12 protein-coding genes are annotated in these 19,185 nt (G+C 59.9%); 3 read left to right on the top strand and 9 right to left on the bottom strand.

What is annotated here, in order from left to right:
• Positions 1 to 119: 119 nt before the first annotated feature.
• The 3 genes from CAK78_RS08435 to CAK78_RS08445 all read right to left on the bottom strand — a co-directional run bounded on the left by CAK78_RS08435 (position 120) and on the right by CAK78_RS08445 (position 5,691).
• Positions 120 to 2,297 carry a prolyl oligopeptidase family serine peptidase gene (locus CAK78_RS08435; protein ID WP_094696986.1) on the bottom strand — a complete coding sequence of 726 codons (2,178 nt, stop codon included), beginning with the start codon at positions 2,295 to 2,297 and terminating at the stop codon, positions 120 to 122.
• Positions 2,298 to 2,581: 284 nt separating this feature from the next.
• On the bottom strand, positions 2,582 to 4,528 hold the full coding sequence (locus CAK78_RS08440) for a MacB family efflux pump subunit (RefSeq protein WP_094696997.1): 1,947 nt from the start codon (positions 4,526 to 4,528) through the stop codon (positions 2,582 to 2,584).
• 2 nt (positions 4,529 to 4,530) lie between these two features.
• Positions 4,531 to 5,691: an efflux RND transporter periplasmic adaptor subunit gene (locus tag CAK78_RS08445; protein WP_094696987.1), complete on the bottom strand. Its 1,161-nt coding sequence runs from the start codon at positions 5,689 to 5,691 to the stop codon at positions 4,531 to 4,533.
• Between the two features lie 161 nt (positions 5,692 to 5,852).
• Here CAK78_RS08445 and CAK78_RS08450 point away from each other — a divergent pair, with 161 nt between their 5' ends.
• Together CAK78_RS08450 and CAK78_RS08455 are read left to right on the top strand one after the other, a co-directional pair.
• A complete protein-coding gene (locus tag CAK78_RS08450) occupies positions 5,853 to 6,533 on the top strand; it encodes a response regulator transcription factor (RefSeq protein ID WP_094696988.1) in 681 nt (226 codons plus the stop codon).
• Complete coding sequence (locus tag CAK78_RS08455; RefSeq protein WP_176452724.1) at positions 6,530 to 7,813, top strand: HAMP domain-containing sensor histidine kinase; 1,284 nt, start codon at positions 6,530 to 6,532, stop codon at positions 7,811 to 7,813. The genes CAK78_RS08450 and CAK78_RS08455 overlap by 4 nt, the downstream gene beginning before the upstream one ends.
• A gap of 36 nt (positions 7,814 to 7,849) precedes the next feature.
• Here the strand turns inward: CAK78_RS08455 and CAK78_RS08460 are convergent, their stop codons facing one another.
• Complete coding sequence (locus CAK78_RS08460) at positions 7,850 to 8,350, bottom strand: NUDIX hydrolase (protein ID WP_094696989.1); 501 nt, start codon at positions 8,348 to 8,350, stop codon at positions 7,850 to 7,852.
• Between the two features lie 358 nt (positions 8,351 to 8,708).
• Here CAK78_RS08460 and CAK78_RS08465 point away from each other — a divergent pair, with 358 nt between their 5' ends.
• Entirely contained in the window at positions 8,709 to 9,839 is a 1,131-nt protein-coding gene (locus CAK78_RS08465; RefSeq protein WP_094696990.1) for a tyrosine-type recombinase/integrase, read from the top strand.
• Here the strand turns inward: CAK78_RS08465 and CAK78_RS08470 are convergent, their stop codons facing one another.
• The 5 genes from CAK78_RS08470 to CAK78_RS08490 form a co-directional block, all read right to left on the bottom strand.
• Positions 9,840 to 10,121: a DUF6966 domain-containing protein gene (locus tag CAK78_RS08470; RefSeq protein ID WP_094696991.1), complete on the bottom strand. Its 282-nt coding sequence runs from the start codon at positions 10,119 to 10,121 to the stop codon at positions 9,840 to 9,842.
• Positions 10,118 to 10,900, bottom strand: a complete 783-nt coding sequence (locus CAK78_RS22820; protein ID WP_176452725.1) for a hypothetical protein — start codon at positions 10,898 to 10,900, stop codon at positions 10,118 to 10,120. The genes CAK78_RS08470 and CAK78_RS22820 overlap by 4 nt, the downstream gene beginning before the upstream one ends.
• 451 nt (positions 10,901 to 11,351) lie before the next feature.
• Positions 11,352 to 12,254 (bottom strand): PoNi-like cognate immunity protein, encoded by a 903-nt coding sequence (locus CAK78_RS08480; RefSeq protein ID WP_094696992.1) that lies wholly within the window; start codon positions 12,252 to 12,254, stop codon positions 11,352 to 11,354.
• Positions 12,251 to 14,407 (bottom strand): DUF637 domain-containing protein, encoded by a 2,157-nt coding sequence (locus CAK78_RS08485; RefSeq protein ID WP_094696993.1) that lies wholly within the window; start codon positions 14,405 to 14,407, stop codon positions 12,251 to 12,253. The genes CAK78_RS08480 and CAK78_RS08485 overlap by 4 nt, the downstream gene beginning before the upstream one ends.
• Complete coding sequence (locus CAK78_RS08490) at positions 14,388 to 18,344, bottom strand: hemagglutinin repeat-containing protein (RefSeq protein WP_441296582.1); 3,957 nt, start codon at positions 18,342 to 18,344, stop codon at positions 14,388 to 14,390. Before CAK78_RS08490 ends, CAK78_RS08485 begins: the two co-directional genes overlap by 20 nt.
• Positions 18,345 to 19,185 lie beyond the last annotated feature (841 nt).

Genomic DNA, 19,185 nt, shown 5'->3' on the forward strand with positions numbered 1-19,185 from the left:
GAGCCACCGGCGAGACAGGGATGGTCGCAGGTCGGCGCTCAAACGCACGGCAATGAAAAGGGCCCCGCAGGGCCCTGATGATAGTGGATGGTGGATGGCTGACGCCCCTCTCGCCCGGATCAAGGTTGACGCGGCAGCTCCCGGTAGCCCATCTCGTACAGGGTGAAGGCATAGATGTCCGCACTCTGCTCAATCAGCTTGGCCACCGGCGTACCCGCCCCGTGCCCGGCATTGGTCTCAATGCGGATGAGCTGGGGATGGGGGCCGGCATCGTCGGCCTGCAGGGTAGCGGCAAACTTGAAGGAGTGGGCCGGCACCACCCGATCGTCGTGATCCGCCGTGGTCACCATAGTCGAGGGGTAGCTGACCCCGGGTCGGACGTTGTGCAGCGGCGAGTAGCCCTTCAGGTAGTCGAACATCGCCTCGCTGTCGGCACTGGTGCCGTAGTCATAGGCCCAGCCCGCCCCGGCGGTGAAGGTGTGGTAGCGCAGCATGTCGAGCACCCCCACCGCCGGCAGGGCGACCCGCATCAGATCCGGCCGCTGGGTCATCACGGCCCCCACCAGCAGACCGCCGTTGGAGCCACCGCGGATCGCCAGCCGATCGGTGCGGGTGTAGCCCTCGGCCTTGAGGTACTTGGCCGCCGCGATGAAGTCGTCGAACACGTTCTGTTTGTTCTGCTGGGTGCCCGCCAGGTGCCAGGCCTGGCCGTACTCGCCGCCCCCGCGCAGGTTGGCCACCGCATAGACGCCCCCCAGATCCAGCCAGTTGGCCACCGACACGCTGAAGCTCGGGGTCAGGCTCACGTCGAAACCGCCGTAGCCGTAGAGGATGGTCGGGTTGCTGCCATCGAGTTTCAGCCCCTTGCGGTAGCTGATGATGAGCGGCACCCGGGTGCCGTCCTTGCTCTGGTAGAAGCGCTGTTCGGAGACGTAATCCGCTGGTTTGAACGGCGCCGCCGAGGCGCGATAGAGGCTGATGGCGCCGCTTTTTGGCTCGAACCGGTAGAGAGTGGGCGGCTGGGCATAATTCTCGAAACCGAAGTAGAGGGCGGGGTCGTCGTGCTTGCCGTTGAAGCCGCTGACGCTGCCAAGGCCGGGCAGCGCCACCTCGCGCACCCGCTTGCCCTCGTAGTCGAACTGCTCGACCCGGGCGGTGGCATCCACCATGTACTCGGCAAACAGATAGCCGCTGCCGCTGTGCACCGTCAGCACCTGCTGGCGCTCGGGGATGAGATCCCGCCAGCGGGCCGGCCCCGGGTTGGCGGCATCCACCGTCACCAGCCGACGGTTGGGGGCATCCACCGTCACCAGCCGACGGTTGGGGGCATCCCGGTTGGTCAGCAGGTAAAGGGTGCCGCCCTTGTTGTCCACCAGGCTCACGTCCGCGTCCAGATCCCCCTGCACCGTCAGCAGCGGCGCGTTCTCCTGGCTCAGATCCTTCACATAGAGGCGGTTGCCGGAGGTGGAGTTCGCCGCCGAGATGAGCAGGAAGCGATCATCCTCGGTGACGCTCGCCCCCACGTAGCGGTGGTGCTGAGCCGGGATGGCGCCGAACACCAGCCGGCCATCCTGCTGCGCCGTGCCGAGCCGGTGGAAATAGACCTTGTGCTGATCGGTCCTGGCCGACAGCTCGCTGCCGTCGGGCTTGTCGTAGCTCGAGTAGAAGAAGCCCTCGTTGCCGAGCCAGCTGATGCCGCTGAATTTCACGTCCTTGAGGGGCGCCTCCAGCGGCTGCTTGCTCTCCACATCCATCAGGTGGATCTCGCGCCAGTCGCTGCCGGCCAGCGACAGCGAGTAGGCCAGGATGCGGCCATCGCGGGAGAAGCTCAGCTGATCCAGCGCCGTGGTGCCGTCGGGGCTGAGGGTATTGGGATCGAGGAACACCTCCGCCGGCTTGCCCTCCTGCTGGCGCCACAGCACGTTCTGGTTCTGCAGGCCGTCGTTCTTGAAGAAGTAGTGGTAGCGCCCCTCGCGAAACGGCGCCCCCTCCTTGGCGTAGTTCCAAGAGGCGGCCAGCTTCTCCTTGATGGCGGCGCGATACGGGATCTGTGCCAGATAACCCTGAGTCACCCGGTTCTGGGCCTTGACCCAGGCCTCGGTCTCGGGGCTGCGGTCATCCTCCAGCCAGCGATAGGGGTCGGCCACGGCTTGGCCGAAGTAGTGATCCACCTGCTCACCCTGGCGGGTGACGGGGTAGTGAAGGCGCGCTTTCCCTGACATGGCATCCTCTTTGGTTGACTGGCCACTGCACGCACAGAGCAGTGACAGGGCCAGCAGGCTGACAATCGCTCGCATCAATGCGGCTCCCTGCAATTTTGGTGAAGCGGGCAGGTTAGCAAAGAGTGCCGGATGGCCCAACCCCCCAGCGGGTGGCGCCTTTTTTTCGCATGGGAAAAAGAACCGGGCCAGGGGCCCGGTTGAAAACCCGCGCAGAGCAGGCTGTGTCACGTCGATGACACGGTTCAGGCTGCCGGACTGGCACGGGATGCCGTCCGGCCAATTCGCCGCGCCGCCGGGGCGGGATGAGCCCTCGGCAACGCCGGCGAATGGGGTGGCGCAGCGGGCGCCGAAGAGAGTGGCTACTCCCGCTCCAGGGCGTGGATGGGGTCCATCCGCGCCGCCCGCCGTGCAGGAAAGAAGCCGAACAGAACGCCGATGAGGCTCGAGCATAAGAAGGCCATCAGCACGGCGTCCAGGGAGTAGCTCAGGGTAAACTGGCTGCTGAAGTGCTCGAACAAGACGCCGACCAGCAGGGAGAGCAGCACCCCGGCCGCCCCGCCCAGCAGGCAGACCAGCACCGCCTCGATCAAGAACTGCTGCAGTATGTCGCCGGTTCTGGCCCCCACCGCCATCCGCACGCCGATCTCGCGGGTACGCTCGCTCACCGACACCAGCATGATGTTCATCACCCCGATGCCGCCCACCACCAGGGAGATGAGCGCAATCATGGCGATCAGCAGGGTCAGGGTGGCATTGGTGCTGGTGATCGCCTGACGGATGCTGTCGGTGTTGAGCACGAAGAAGTCCTGACTGCCGTGACGCTCACGCAGCAGGCGGCTGATGCCATCCTCGGCGGCGGCCAGCGCCACCTCGTCCTGCACCCGCACGCTGATGCTGCGCAGGTGGCTCTGGCCCAGCATCCGCGTCATGGCCGTGGTGTGGGGGATCCAGACATTGAGGTTCTCGTCGCTGCCAAAGCCGCTCTGGTTGCGGGCCACCACCCCGATCACCCGGCATGGCAGGCTACCCAGCAGGATCACCTGACCGAGCGGCGACTCCCCCGCGGCAAACAGGCGCGCCAGGCTGTTCTCGTCGATCACCACCTCCTGCGCCATGTCGGCCACGCTGGTGGCATCGAACAACATGCCTTGCAGCAGTCGATAGCCGCGCACCTGGAAGAACTGCTCCCCCACCCCATTCACCGAACCCAGCACCGCCTGGCTGCCCCGGCGCAGGGTGACGCTGGTGGCCAGGCTGGGGGTCACGCTGTGCACATAGCCGAGCCCGGCGAGGGCCTCGGCATCCTCCACCCTGAGGGTCTGGATCGCCTCGGCCCGCCGATCGCCAAAGCCGCTGCCGGGGAAGATCTCCAGGGTGCTGGTGCCCATGGCGTTGATGTTGGCCAGCACCTGCTGCTGGGATCCGCGCCCCAGCGCCACCACAGACACCACGGCGGCGATGCCGATGATGATGCCGAGCATGGTGAGGAAGGTGCGCATGCGCTGGGCCTGCATGGCCAGCAGCGCCATCTTGAAGGCGGCGCCGAGCCGCCCGGCCAGACCGCCGCGTCCCTCGGTGTCGGTACGGGGAATGGTTGGTACGAGAAGCGGCTGTGCCGGCTCGCGACGACGGTCGGCCACCACCTCGCCATCTTTGAGCTCGATGAGCCGCTCGGCCTGCTCGGCGATAGCCATGTCGTGGGTCACGATCACCAGCGTATGCCCCTCGCGGTGCAGCCCATTCAATATGCCGAGCACTTCGGCCCCGCTCTGGCTGTCGAGGGCGCCGGTCGGCTCGTCCGCTAGGATCACCTGACCGCCATTGATGAGAGCGCGGGCAATGCTGACCCGCTGCTGCTGGCCGCCGGAGAGCTGGCTCGGCTTGTAGTCGAGCCGGCTGCCGAGCCCGAGCCGCTGCAGCAGGCTCTCGGCCCGCGCCTTGCGCGCATCGCCGGCCAACCCGGCATAGAGGGCAGGCAGCGCCACGTTGTCGCGGGCACTGAGATCCCCCAGCAGGTGGTAGCGCTGAAAAATGAAGCCGAAGTGCTCGCGGCGCAGGGTCGCCAGCGCATCGGCCGTCAGCCGGCTCGTCTCCCGTCCGGCCACCCGATAGTCACCCTCGCTCGGCTGATCGAGGCAGCCCAGAATATTGAGCAGGGTCGACTTGCCGGAGCCGGAGGCGCCGACGATGGCCACCATCTCGCCCCGCGCTATGGTCAGGTCGATGCCCTTGAGCACCTCGACGCGCCGCTCCCCGTCGCCAAAATAGCGGCGGATGCCGCTCAGTTGCAGCAGAGGTTCTCTCATCATCACATCCCCATGGGCGGACCCATCCGCCCGCTCTGCTGGTGCTGGGCCGTCAGCTGGCTCACCACCACGACCTCCCCCTCCGCCAGCCCGTCCAGGATCTGGGCATCCACCTTGTTGTTGAGGCCGACCTTCACCTGCCGCCATCGCGGGCGACCGCCCTCATCCACCACCTGTACCCGCCCCTCGCTCAGGGCGATGGCCGGGATCACCAGCGCGTTGCGCTCGGTCGCCAGCACTATGTGCACCTGGGCCGTCATGCCGATGCGCAGGGCCCGCTGCGGATTTTCCACCTCGAACAGGCCGTTGTAGTAGACGGCCGTGCTGGTCGAACTGCTGCTGGTCGTGTCGTCGTTGATGGTGTCGGGGGCGGGCTCGATGGCGCGCAGGCTGGCCTGGTAGCGCTGTTCGGGCGCTCCCAGCACGGTGAAATAGCTGGGCAGGCCGGCCTTCACCCCGATCACGTCCGCCTCCGAGATCTGCGCCTCCACCGTCATGGTGTCGAGTCGCGCCACCTTGACCATGGTCGGGGTACTCTGCACCGCGTTGACCGTCTGCCCCTGCTCCACCGGGATCGCCACTATGGTGCCAGCCATGGGGGAGACGATGCGGGTGTAGCCCAGGTTCACTTTGGCGGTGTCGACCGCGATGCGGGCCTGCACCGCCTGCGCCGTCAACGCCCGGATGTCGGCACGGGTGGCCGTCAGGGTTGCCTCCGCGCTGTCGTAGTCGGCCTGGCTGCCCAATCCGCGAGCCAGCACCTTGCGCTGGCGCTCGAAGGCCAGCTGGTTGTTGCGCAGAGTTGCCCGTCTAGAGGCCAGCTGAGCCTGCACGTTGTCGAGGGCGGCTTCGGCATCCTTGAGGGCGTTCTGTTGGGTGAGATCGTCGATCTCGACCAGCAGATCACCCTGCTTCACCTCGTCCCCCAGTGCCACGTGCAGCGCCTTGATCTGCCCCGATACCTGGGCCCCCACGCTCACCAGCTTCTGGGCCTGCAGGGTGCCGTCGGCCAGCACGCTCTGCTCCAGATCCCGCCGCTCGACCGAAGCCGTGATATAGGCGGCTGCCGGCGCCGCCGTGGAGGGCAGCCACAGCCAGCCGGCGCCGACCAGCACCAGGGCGGGCAGCAGCAGGCGAACAACGAGAAGACGGACAGGGGTCATCGCGGATATCCTTGGCTAAAACAGAGGGTGAAACAGACCCGGGCAATCTACTCCAATGTCCGGTTAAGCCTCTTGCAGGGCAGTGTAAGGATTGCGTAAAAGCAGCTGTCAGGCAGGGACGGACACGGGAAAATGGCGCCAACCCGAGACGGAGAAGAACGATGAAGATCCTGCTGGTGGACGATGATCTGGAGCTTGGCACCATGCTGAGCGAATACCTGGGCGGCGAAGGCTTTGCCACCACCCATGTACTGACCGGCAAGAGCGGCGTGCAGCACGCCCTCTCCGGCAACTATGCCGCCGTGGTGCTCGACATCATGCTGCCCGACCTTAACGGCAGCGAGGTGCTGCGCCAGATCCGCCGCGACAGCCAGATCCCCGTCATCATGCTCACCGCCAAGGGGGACAACATCGATCGGGTGATCGGGCTGGAGATGGGGGCCGATGACTATGTGCCCAAACCCTGCTACCCGAGGGAACTGGTCGCCAGGCTGAGGGCCGTGCTGCGCCGGGTCGAGCCTGTCCCAGCCAGTCCGGGCAAAGAGCAGGGTCTGCGTCTTGGCGAGCTGGTGCTCTCCCCCGCCACCCGTCAGTGCCACTGGCAAACGCAGCCGCTGGAGCTGACCGCCACCGAGTTCAATCTGCTGGAATTGCTGCTGCGCTCGCCGGAGCGGGTGGTCAGCAAGGATGAGCTCTCTCTGCACGGGCTGGGCCGCCCGCGCGAGCCCTATGATCGCAGCGTCGACGTGCACATCTGCAATATCCGCCAGAAGCTGCAGGCCTTGGCGGGGGAAACCATCGGCATCGAGACGGTGCGCAGCATAGGATACCGGCTGGCATGATCCTCAAGGGGCGCCTGTTCTGGAAGATCCTGTTTGGCTTCTGGTTCACCATCATCATGATGAGCCAGCTGCTGTGGGTGGCCTTCAGCCTCTATCGCCACGAGGGGCCGCCGGAACAACGGATGGCAAATCAGCTGGCCGAACGCCAGCTGGAGGCGGCCGCCAGCCTGCTGCAGCGACAGGGGCCGGCTGCAGTCGCAGCCCTGCAGGCCAGCTGGCCGGCTCAGGAGCAAAGGCTGCTGCAACTTGAACCAATCACAACAGAGCCAGTCACGACACAGAGCGGCCGCATTCTGCTGGGGGCCGATGGCCGGCACTATCGACTCGACTACGATGGCACCGGCCTGCAGCAGTTGCTGGCCCCGCCCCAGCCCCACCACAACTGGCTCAACATGCCACCCCCCATGTGGTGGATCGGCGGGCTTGGCGGCCTCTTCTTCAGTACCCTGCTCGCCTGGCATCTGACCCGCCCCATGAGCCGTTTCCGGCAAGGATTTGCACGCCTAGCCCAGGGAGAGCTTGATGTGCGTCTCTACCCCGCCATGCGACGGCGTCACGACGAGATCAGCGATGCGGCCCGCGACTTCGATGCCATGGCCGAGCGGCTGCAACTGCTGGTGGAGAGTCGCGAGCAGCTGCTGCACGACGTCTCCCACGAGCTCCGCTCCCCCCTTGCCAGGTTGCAGCTGGCCATCGGCCTCGCCCAGCAGGATCCAGCCAGGATCGCGGGATCACTCGCGCGGATCCAGCTCGAGACAGAGCGCATGGACAAGATGATCGGTGAGCTGCTGACCCTCACTCGCGCCGGTCACGGCGAGCGGGATGGCGAGGAGTATTACGATCTGCAGGGGCTGGTCGACGCCGTGGTAAGCGATACCCGCTACGAGGCGCAGCACATGGGGGTCAAGATAAAAACCAGGGTGGATGAAACCCGGCAGTACACGGTTTGCGGACAGGCGGAGCTGATCCGGCGGGCCCTCGACAACGTGCTGCGCAATGCCCTGCGCTTCTCGCAGGCAGGCCAGTGCATCCATCTCAGCCTGATGCGCCAAGGTAACGAGTTTATCGTCGAGGTAGCGGATCAGGGGATCGGGGTGGATGAGAGCAAGCTCTCCAGCATCTTCGATCCCTTCGTGCGGATCGGCTCCCCGGCGGCGGGCAAGGGCTATGGGCTGGGCCTTGCCATCACCCGCAAGGCCATCCAGGCCCAAGGCGGGCGGGTCGACGCCAGAAATGGCGAAGAGGGCGGCCTGATCGTCACCCTCCACCTGCCGGGTTAGTGATCCTTTAGCCTTCTTTGTGATCACGGCTGCCGGTTAGCCCCGCAGCCGCTGCAATTGGCTGATGGCGGCACCGGTTGAGCGGAAAGCAAACTCGGCAGGGGCAATGCCGGCCAGCTTGCGCCACTCGCAGGCTGCCACATCATCGGCCGCCACGACAGAAGGCTTGTCTGCCAACTCCAGCAGAAAGACGGTATCGCAGGTGTGATAGACCACATCGTCATAGGGATAGACGTTGGCATAGGAGCCCAGATAGCGCGGCGTCTCCCCCGTCAGATCCAGCCCCAGCTCCTCCCTGAGCTCCCTGACCAGTGCTTCCTCCAGCGATTCGCTGGGATCGACGAAGCCGCCAGGCAGATCCAGCAATCCCAGGCCGGGATCCCGGGCCCGCACCGCGACCAGTAGCTCGTCCTGCCAGCACAGCGCCACCATCACGGCCGACGCCACATTCTGGAAATAGTGAAAACCACAGCCACAGGCGAACTCTTTCTCGCTGCGCTGTTGCAGCGATCCGGAACCACAACGGGGACAAAACATAGGGGACTCCCATCTGACACCAAAGGCGCATTGTATGCCGAACCCCATCCCTGATGGAAAGCCTTGAGGCACAACACCCATAACGTGATAAATCAGCGGGATATAAAAGAAGGGAAAGAGGTGATACAGAGGGAATCAAATGAAAAAAAGCCCAGTCGTTAGACTGGGCTTCTTAAGTAGTGGCGGAGCGGACGACCGCTATAAAACAGTTCGATGCAGAGTGACCAAACTCAACACAGCCAATCATATCAAGGGATAGCGAGAGACTCACTATCCAAACACTGCCAATCCAACTTAACCATAACCAACTCATAGTGGCATACTGCGTGGCACACCATGCTTTTATCAAGGATCTGTTATGGCACTCCTCTCTGATGCAAAAGCTCGTAGCATCAAACCCGACGATAAGCCGATCCCACATGGAGGGATCACCGGCCTCACGCTACATCCATCCACCACAAAAGGTCGTGGGAAATGGGTATTGCGCTATGTCAGCCCTGTTACCGGCAAGCGCCGTAACGCAGGCCTCGGTATCTATCCTGAAATCTCGATTGCCGAGGCGGGCAACCAGGCCCGCTTGATGCGCGAACAAATGGCCAGGGGGCTGGACCCTTTGGAGATAAAGAAAGAAGAAGCAAGTAAACCTGCAATACCTACGGTGGAAATCGCTGCTCGTAAGGCGCACGAACAAAGGCTCCCCGGCTGGCGGAATCCCAAACATAGGAAACAGTGGATCTCTACTCTGGAGCAGTATGCCTTTCCGATCATAGGCCAACTGCCCATTGATACCATTACCCCGGCCCATATCGCCAGCGTATTACAGCCTATCTGGCTGGAGATCCCAGAAACCGCCACTCGTGTGAAGCAGCGGCTACACGCTGTAATGGCTTGGGCATGGGCTCATGGCTTCTGCCAAGCCAACCCTGTCGATGTAGTAGATAATCTATTGCCAGCACAACCTAGCAAGGCTATCCGTACTCAGCACCAACCTGCTATGGATTGGCGGATACTACCCGAGTTCTACCAGCAGCACTTGGCGTTTGCCGAGCAATATGATGTCAGTCGGGCTTTGCTCTCGTTTGTGATCCTCACTGCCTGCCGCTCTGGCGAGGCCAGGAAAATGCGATGGGATGAGCTCGACCTTGATGCAAGAATCTGGACAATTCCGGCTGACAGGATGAAGACACAAGTCGTACACCGCATCCCGTTATCTCTTCAGGCTATGGCTGCACTGGAGAAAGTGCAGGGCTTACATGGAGAATGGGTTTTCCCGTCTCCACGTAAACAAGTGCCGCTGACAGATATGGCACTGACTGTCCTACTCAGAAGAGTCGAGGCCCCAAGCACGACACCAGGACGACTGGCCACGGCTCACGGTTTTCGTTCCAGTTTTCGGGACTGGTGTAGCGAGCAAGGCTACCCCAGAGATTTGGCTGAGCGAGCCCTCGCGCATCTCATCCAAAACAAGGTAGAAGCTNCAGCGATATAGTTATGTAGACATTTTTACTTGGTCATATAGCTGTTCCCTAAGCACATCAAACTCATTATTCTCTGTAAGAAGCAACTGACCATTTCGATAGAGAATAATGTCATTCAAAGAACCCATTCCTCCATACATGGATAATAACTTCGACGATGCATGCTTGGGAGAGTTTTGAAACTCTACTCGCAACATTTCCAGCGCCTCTTCCCACTCCCTTCCACTATCGTTTATCTGGAGCAGTTCAACCATTCTTTTAAGTTTCAGGTCAACAGTATTGTACTTTGTCATTTCAATGGACTCGAACTAATCACTTTAACCCCATCAATTAACCAAGGCTTTTGAACTACTATTTGTTGTGAACCGCCGATGTAGAACCCGCCTTGGGACCCTACTTCACCAGCATACACTTTAGTGCCCGCAGGTATCTTTATCGCAAAAGTAGTATTAATTGGAGACTTAGCGCCCCCCGGCCACTCAGGCAAAACCGCCTTATCTATCCGAGTCTGTACAACTCCGATTGGTGGCTCACTGCTAAAGAATTGTCCAAGAGGCTGATCGACAGTACCTGCTCGGTAAAGAACAGTATCCTTCTCAAGAGTTACAACGGTATATCGCCCACCAGAAAAAGTTTCCGCAAGATTATCAGCTAAAGGTCCTGGTCTGATGGCTGAGTATGTGTTTTCCACTCTCCCCAGCCCCACAAGTTGTGCGTGACTGATACCTTTTGACCCTGCAGTTACAGCCTCACCAACCCCCTCCTTTACTAACTTGGCCGTGATCTTCTCAGTCAGCAGCGCCCCGCCTTTGATTGCGCCTACACCCCCAGCGACCAGCGAAGCCCCCTCGGCCAGCAGTTTGCCATACTCCACACCCGCATTGAACGAGCCGCTGGCTCCTGCCTTCTGGTATTGGGCCTCTGCTGCCTCAATCCGAGCCAAATAACTCTGCTTTACCGCCTCCGTTGCATTACCAAGGATTTCGCCACTGTTGATTAATTCCTTCAACGCCCCCAATGTCTGAACAGGATTCAGTCCCAGTTGCACCAACCCTTGTACGCTATCCACCATACCAGCAGGAACACCTGCCAACAGTCCTGCACCATAGCTGGTTTCTTACAAGAGATTGATGGCGTCCCACTTTGCGCCATGTTGGGCAATACAGAGCAGCTCTCCCTGACACGAGGCAAAATCCTGTTCACGGGTCGCTTTCTGTTGGTGGCTTAAGTAGTTATACCGATGCACCGTCTCAGCCCGGTCTGCGCCGGTATCGAAGTCAGCTGCATCACCTGTCACTGCTGCGGCCGCAGCTAGCCCTCCAAGAGACTCAGGGTTTCGCCAGCCTGGATATTGGCGCTTTTGAGGGGCATGGTGTGTTTACGGCCACCAAGCAAGGTCTAACCCCGCCAGCAGGTTGCTGGCACAGTGTTTTCTTGAGCCAACAAGCTGCTCCTATAGGCTTTGGTTTCCCAAATTGTGAAAGAACACTAACTAAAAAAGGTGGGTGTCCCAGAATTTCTACTTACCACCCCAACAACTTCTTGAACCAGTTTTTAGCTGGTGCCGTAGCAGGGGAAGATGCCTCAGGTTGCTCTTGGGCATCAGAACGCGCAGGGTGAGTGCTAGGCCCATCTGGGCGCAGTAAGTCGCCAGGGTAGTGTTCATGGCCAAGGCACAAACTATCATCCAATCCAAATGCTTTGACTGCGGCAACGGCCTCTACACACCACCGCCCAAAATAGGCCCCCCCCTCAAAATTCTTATCGCCGTAGGTATACCAATATGGGCGTTCATACATGGCAGTGGCGGGTGCATTTCCCGGCTTGGCTGGGCGGTCCAGCTCCCGGTACCAGTTTGTAACAAACTCAGCCAGTAGACACGGCTGTTGCTCTACGGAGGCATCTATGGCGTTAAGTAGCCGCTGATAAGGCTTGGGGTGGCAGAGCGCTTCGCCAATTTTTCGCCCTCCCTGACGGCTGGCGATCACTCGATCAAGCAAGGCATCCTCGCCCTCATTGCCAATCAACGCCAGCAAGCGTTGCCATTGTTCATCGGGGATATCCAACGCCAACGCCAGTCCAACCAGCCAGAAGCAGACGATATAATGGTCAAGGTTTACTTTCCAGGCATGACGAGTGTATTGCTGTTGCTCGGTAAAAACGTCTCGGCCCAATCGTTCGGACTCCTCCCAAGCATCCAGCAAGGGCGGGAAATACTGTTTAATCTCGTTAATTGCATCTCCACGGGAATAGCGACAGATCATTTGATGCCAGTTTTTTTGTGCCAACTGGAATGCATACAATGGTTCGAATGAAGGGTCACCATCCGCTTTTTTTAAATTCTCCAGCATGAAATAGATTCTTTTTTCACCATAGGAAACCCATTCATTCCAATAAGCCAAAGTCCCCTTAGGCGCTCGTATCATTTTTTAACTCCCAACAGTTTTGATGCTGCTTCAGGATTAAGAATCAATTTCCCATCCTTGCCCATAACACCGACAGTCACCCGACCAAATGGGTCAGTATGTACAAGCCATTTTTCTACTCGACCGGCCATTAGAGAGTCTGATATTTCATCAGCAACTTTCTGATTGTTCCCCACCGATTCCAATATCCGGTTGTAGTTGGTATTTGCTCCTGTTAGCCAACCATCACTCCCTTGTAAACCATCCTTTGTCACCCCCTGTTTGGACGAGCCAAACTTGTATTCCACTACCAGATAATCCACACCCGGTTTATCGATTTTGTACAGACCATCGATACCACTTTGACCCACTCCGGGAACGCGGCCTATCTCCTGCGCACCAGGGATAGCCTGCTGGATCTTCTGCGAACCCAACAAGTCACCAATTACCCCTTTTTGCGCATTGGTTAACGTCCGAAAATCCATCAGAGGACGGCCATTGTTGGCAAATGTGCCACCATTTTTGACTAGCAACTCATAGCTGGTCAGCCCTCCACCTAACGCATCCAAAGCAACCGTTGTGGCCTTGCCCGTCACTTTAGTGACAACCAGCGTACCACCTTTCGCCAAGCCAGCAGCGCCAGCAACCAGTCCCGCGAGATCAGTCACCAGCTTGCCGCTTTCAACGCCTGCGTTGAATGAGCCACTGGCCCCGGCTTTCTGGTATTCCGCTTTCAGATTCTCGATCCGTGCAATGTAAGATTGCTTCACTGCATCCGAGACGGTTCCCAATGCATCACCACTGTTAAATAGTGTCTTCAGCGCATCAAGGGTCTCTATGGGACTGCTGGCAGCTTTCACTATCCCTTCAGCCGTTTCATACAGACTGGCAGGAACCCCCGCAACCATTCCCGCAGCAAAGCTCCCATCCTGACCCACATCGATTGCCGCCCATTTCACCCGAGTTTGCAAACAGGCTTGGGTGGTGGCGCATTCAGACAACTCTTTATCTCTTTGTGCCTTTTGTTGGTGGCTTAAGTAGTTATACCGATGCACTGTCTCTGCTCGGTCAGCGCCAGTGTCAAAGTCGTTCTCATCTCCTGTAACTGCCGCTGCTGCAAGGCCACCTAACACCTTGTTCAGCGCAACTTGATATTCCTCGTTGCCGCCAAAGCTCCCCAGACTCCAGTTGCTGGCCAGCTCTGACATGGCGCCGCCTGCTGCGCCTGCTGCGAACTTGCCGCCAGTAATTTCCGCAATCGCGCCGCTGGTGACGCCGTGGGCGATAGTCTTGCCAGCTTCGCCCAGTGCATTGCCGTTATCGCCGATAACGCCAGCAACCGATTTGCCTACCTGCCCCTGAATATTGGCCAGCAAGCTGTCCTTAAACGCATCCCCAAAGCTGCCGCCGTTGATGGTGCTGTTGATACCTGCACTGATGGTGGCGTGGCCGGTCACCCGGTTGAAGGTGTCCCAGCTCATCAAGTCCGCCGCCCCCGGTTGGGCAAACGGGTTGTTGGCTTGCTTGGCCGCGCTATCGAGCCCAGCCCACTGGTCAAAGCCGGTGAGTGCACCGGCGGTCGCTACCGAGACGGCAAGCTGCTTGATATTGGCGCTGCTGCCAAGGTCTTTAAGTACCGCAGAGAGGTCACCACCGTGCAGCACCATAGATTGGGCTGCTTGAGTCGCCAGCGTGGCAAAGGCGGTGTTGGCCATGGCGGTGGTCGCTGCTGTCTGTGTACCCAGCAAGGCAGCGCCAGTACCCCCCGAGGCTGCCGCTACCGCAATCGCAATCACCGACGCCACGATGGGGTTGAGGCTCTGCTGCTTGTAATCCCACTGCTCATAGGCCTCTTGCACCGCCTCCATCTTCACACCCGGCATCTGGCTGACCTGATTGACCCAGGCCATGCCCGGTTCGCTTGCCAGCGCGGTGAGATTGGCTTGAAGGGTTTCCCCTTCACGCTGACCCACTTGCAGCAACACGCCCTGAGCTGCGTTAATGGTGATGTCACCGCCTTCGAGCTGGTTTTGCCGCTCGGTGGTGGAGCTGGTGCCATTGCCCTGTGCGGTGACGGTGAAGCCCTTCTTCTGCTCATCCTTGCGATAGAAGTGCTCGTCAGTCGCGGTCAGGAGCTTGAGTTGACCGTCAGTATCAAAGGNCCCACTGCTCATAGGCCTCTTGCACCGCCTCCATCTTCACACCCGGCATCTGGCTGACCTGATTGACCCAGGCCATGCCCGGTTCGCTTGCCAGCGCGGTGAGATTGGCTTGAAGGGTTTCCCCTTCACGCTGACCCACTTGCAGCAACACGCCCTGAGCTGCGTTAATGGTGATGTCACCGCCTTCGAGCTGGTTTTGCCGCTCGGTGGTGGAGCTGGTGCCATTGCCCTGTGCGGTGACGGTGAAGCCCTTCTTCTGCTCATCCTTGCGATAGAAGTGCTCGTCAGTCGCGGTCAGGAGCTTGAGTTGACCGTCAGTATCAAAGGCAAGGGTCTCAGCGGCCTTGATATCGCTGCCCTTGAGGGTCATGTCCCCTTGGCTTGAGAGGCTCACATTGCCACCGGCAGTAATGGTGGTGCCCTGCGCGGTGACATCCCGCTGCTCTATCTCGGTGGTTTTGGACTTGAAGGTGCCACTACTCTTGCTCTTCTCGTAGTGGTACTCCTCGTTATCGGCCGTGGTCAGTTGCAGCTCGCCACCGGCTTGCAAGCTGGTATTGCCTTGCGCCTCGATGGTGCTGGCCTGGGCCAGCAGGTTGTTGCCTGCGCTCAGGCTCACGTTATCACCAGAGACAGTGGCGCCGATTTGGGTGGTGGTGCGGTCGATGGTGTGCTTGCTGCCCTGCTGCACATCATCGCTGCTCTGGTTTGCTTCGCTGGCCAGTACCAGGTTATTGCCTGCACTCAGGCTCACATCGCCCTTGGCGTCAGCCGTTGAGGCCACCAGACTCAGGTCATTGCCTGCGCTGAGGGAGAGGTTGCCACCGGCATTGAGCTCGCTCATCAGCTGGTCGATGCGCGAGAAACGGTTTTGTCCCTCTTCCCAGGTATGGCGACTCTCAAGGCTGCCGATGGTGATATCGTTACCCGCCTGCAGTGCCATATTGTCCCCCGCCAGCAGCTCGGCGGCAGAGAGGTTGATATCCTTACCTGCTTGCAACAACAGATTGCCCGCAGACGTAATACTGGCGATGTCACCGACATCGGTGCGGCTAAAGCGGGTCTGGTCGCTCAAGACATCGGAGAGAATGCCGTTGACATCCACATGACGCTGCGCAGTCTGGGTCTGGTTGATGATGCTGCCATTGGCACTGGCAAGGGTCACGTTCTGGCCGGATATCTGTCCCTGATTGAGGATGTCATCCATCGCCAGCAAGGTGAGGTCGCCACCGGTTTGCAGCACGCCTTGGTTGGTCAGGGTACTGCCGCTTTTAAGCGACAGGGTGCCATCGGCCAGGAGAGTACCGCTGTTGTTGATGCCACCGGCTTTGAGGTCAATATTGCCTGCTGTGATGACGCTACCCGAGAGGTGGCGCTGGTCGGCTTCCACCAGATAGAGCTTGGGGGCCAATACAATTTGGCCGTTGAACCACACCGGCTCCCACCACACCATGCTGCGGCCAAGCTGCGCCACTTGGGCGGCCGTCAAGGCGACGCCCGGCGTCAATCCCAACTCGCGTTGGTTTTGCGCGGCGTTATCAATCAGCCAACGCATCTGGGCCAAATCCGAGCCCATCTCGCCATTGATAAAGCGGCGACCCGTTTGCGCCAGCACTGCATCGCGGATAACGCGGGTATCAAATGCGGCATCACCGAGCAGCTTGATATCGCGCTCCGGGTTGTAGTTAAGCTGCGCAAAGAAATAATTGGACCCCAAGAACTTGCCAAGGTCTGTCCAGGTCGGGTTTTGCTCGACAGAGGGCGCGAGCGTCAGTGCGGCGCCATTAGGCAAAGCACCGGGCTGCGCGGTGTTGATGGTCTGCCAGCTATCCCATTGACCACTGGCCTGGGCCGCAGCTGCCAGCGCCTGGTCGATATGGGAGAGGGCCGCATTGCCCGCCGAGCCCAGCTCGCTAATGAGAGGATTGACCGCTATCAGGTATTGGCTATCGGGCTTGTCGGTGACCACAAACAGACCATCGCCGCCGCCCGGCAGCGGATAATCCGGCAGCGGCACACCGTTGGGTTCCCCCACCGGGGTGAAGGTGACCTGCTGGGCATTGGTGCCAGCCTGCCAGGTCGGGCCATTTGGACCATCAACCGCAACATTGGCAAGCTCGGGGCGGGGAGTGGTACTGGAAACCGGCCCCGCATTGGCTTTGATGGTGACGTTGTCAATCATCCCGGCCACAGTGCCGGTCAGATTGCTGCCTGCGGAAATAAGGGCGTTGACGCTACCAGTCTCAGTCTGCTCTTGATGTGTGCCAGTTAACTTGTAATAAAGTTCTGCATCAGGAAAACCATATGACGGGGGGCGTGCGGACTCCCCCAGGTATGACATCCCTGCGTCTTTTAACCCCTGAAACTCATAATCAGCGTACTCAGTACTGCCGCCTAGCACATACGACTTATTGGTGATGCTATCAGCATTAATTGTCAGGTTTTTTCCTGCACTAATCACACTTGCATCGTTAGTTAATGCGCCAGTATTAATACTAAGGTCGCCACTAGACAACATGAGGCTCGCGGGGCTACTACTTCGAACTTCCTGCATTTTTTTGGAAAGCAGGAGCTTAACGTCTTGCTCGCCCGAAAACGTCACCGAGCGACGCCAAAAAAAGTTAGCACTGGGCTGAAAATGACTGAATGACCATATGACCTGATGCTCCGGAAGCAGCGGATCATCAGAGAACAAGTACATATTAAGTGGCAATGGCTGACTTGATGATTCTTGGGTGGTCACAACATCAAAAACAGCACGCTTGTTGATGACATCCTGAGCGGACAACCACAGATCGCCATTCCCCGCATCAATAGTGCCTGATGCGTTGATAAGCTGCCCCTGATTCACCTTGAGTGATGCGCCCCGTTCGGCAAGCAGTGTGCCGTACTGGTTGGTCAGGTTACTGTTGGCTGTCAGCGACAAATTGCCACCGCTGTAGAAAGTACCCTCGTTATAGAGCGTCTCACCTGCCCAGCCCTGGTCCCCCAGGCTGGCTATCATGCCGGTGTTGCGCAGCGCGCCGCTGGTATCAAGGCGTAGCGTGCTGCCCGCCTGCAGACTGCCGCTGTTATCAAGACTGCTCGCGACCACCTGCATGGCTCCATTGCTGATAAGCTTGCCACGGTTATCGAACGTACCTGTGGCGGTGACGCGCAGGCCGCTGCCTGCCACCCACTGCCCCTGGTTTTGCCAGTCACCCTGCACGTCCAGCTCAAGCAGGTTCTTGGCGCTGATGCTCCCCTGGCTGGTCAGACTGCTGCCGACCTTCAACGCCAGGTCGCCACCGGAAAGCCATTGACCTATCTGGGTTACGCGTCCGGTGTCGATGCCTAACTTGCTGCCCGCCAGCAACTGGCCGCTGCCATCGAGGGTGGCACTGGTGACCAGCAGTTGGCGCAAGCCAAACAGGATGCCAGCACTGCTCAGGTTGGTATTGGCTTGCAGGCTCAACGTGTCTGCGCTGATTAGGCCGCTCGCCTGGTTACTGAGACTATTGCCGCTGATGTGCAGGGCGCCTTGAGCCACCAGTTGACCTGCGTTATCAAGCTGCTTCGCGTTGATAATGCCATTGGTCTGGCTGCGCAGTTGCGCCCCTTGGCCGTTGGCGAGGCTATTGAGGGTCAGGGTTTGCGCCCCGGCTTGCCACTGCCCTAGGTTGTCCAGCCGCGCACCGGTAAGGGTCAGCTGGTTTTGCGCCAGCACGCTGCCACGGTTGCTGGTTTGGTTGGTCTGCAGGTTGATATCGGTGGCTTGCAGTTGACCGCTGTTATCAAGCTGTTGACCCTGATAGCTAAACTGCCCACCGCTCAGCCACTTGCCTTGTTGGTTGAGAGTGCGGGCAGTGACCTGGCTGTTGCCAGCAATGACCTCGCCTTGCTGGTCCAGTTGGTCGGCACTGATGGTGAGGCGTTGCTGCCCCATCAGCTTGCCCAGTTGCTGCAACATGCCTTGTACGGTAAGCGCCACATTGCCTTGTCCCAGCAGCTCACCACGATTGGTCAGGGTGTTGGCAGTGATGCGAATGTCGCTATGACTGCTGACTCGCCCACCCAACTCACCATGACCCGCGAGGGTCGCATCGATGGCGCCCGCTGCTTGGGTAACGCCTTGAGCCTGCCAACTATCTGCGTTGAGTTGCAGCTTGCCACCTGCCACCAGGTCACCGGGTTGGGTGAATTGACCTGCAGTGACAGTGGCATCTGTGCCTGCTTGCCAGCGTCCGGCCAGTTGCAACGTCGGTGCGGTCACCGCAAGCTGAGTACCTGCGATGACCTTGGCACTGTCGCTGCTACTCAGGGAGGAGGTGGCATTGAGGGTCAATCCGGCCAGCGCGGCCAAAGTGCCGCCCAGTTGCAGGCTGTCGCCGGTGAGGCTTGCACTCTCTTTGGCGAGCCAGGTGCCGCCTTGCGCAATCTGGTTCGCGCTCACATTGAGCGCTTTCTCGGCGTAGAGGTCGCCGCTGCCATCGACTCTCTTGGCACTGACCGCAATCTGGTTGGCATTGAGGCGGCCGTTGTGGTGCAAGTGACCGCTTAACTGCAGGGTGGCATCTTGCCCACTGGTGAGAGTGCCACTGAGGGTGGCATCACTGGTGCGAAGTGTGAGGTCACTCTTGCTGTAGCCAGTGCCAGCCAGGCTCAGCTGGTCGGCGTCGAGGGTCAAAGCATCATCGCTATGCAGTTGCCCATCGATATTGAGGGTGGCAGCCTTGAGCGTCAGTGGGCCACTTGCTGAATACGTGCCTTGCCCGGTCAGGGTGGTGGCACCAATGGTGAGGGCGCGGTTA

Origin of the sequence: Aeromonas sp. A35_P (assembly GCF_002259925.1) — a bacterium.
GTDB classification, from domain to species: domain Bacteria; phylum Pseudomonadota; class Gammaproteobacteria; order Enterobacterales; family Aeromonadaceae; genus Aeromonas; species Aeromonas dhakensis.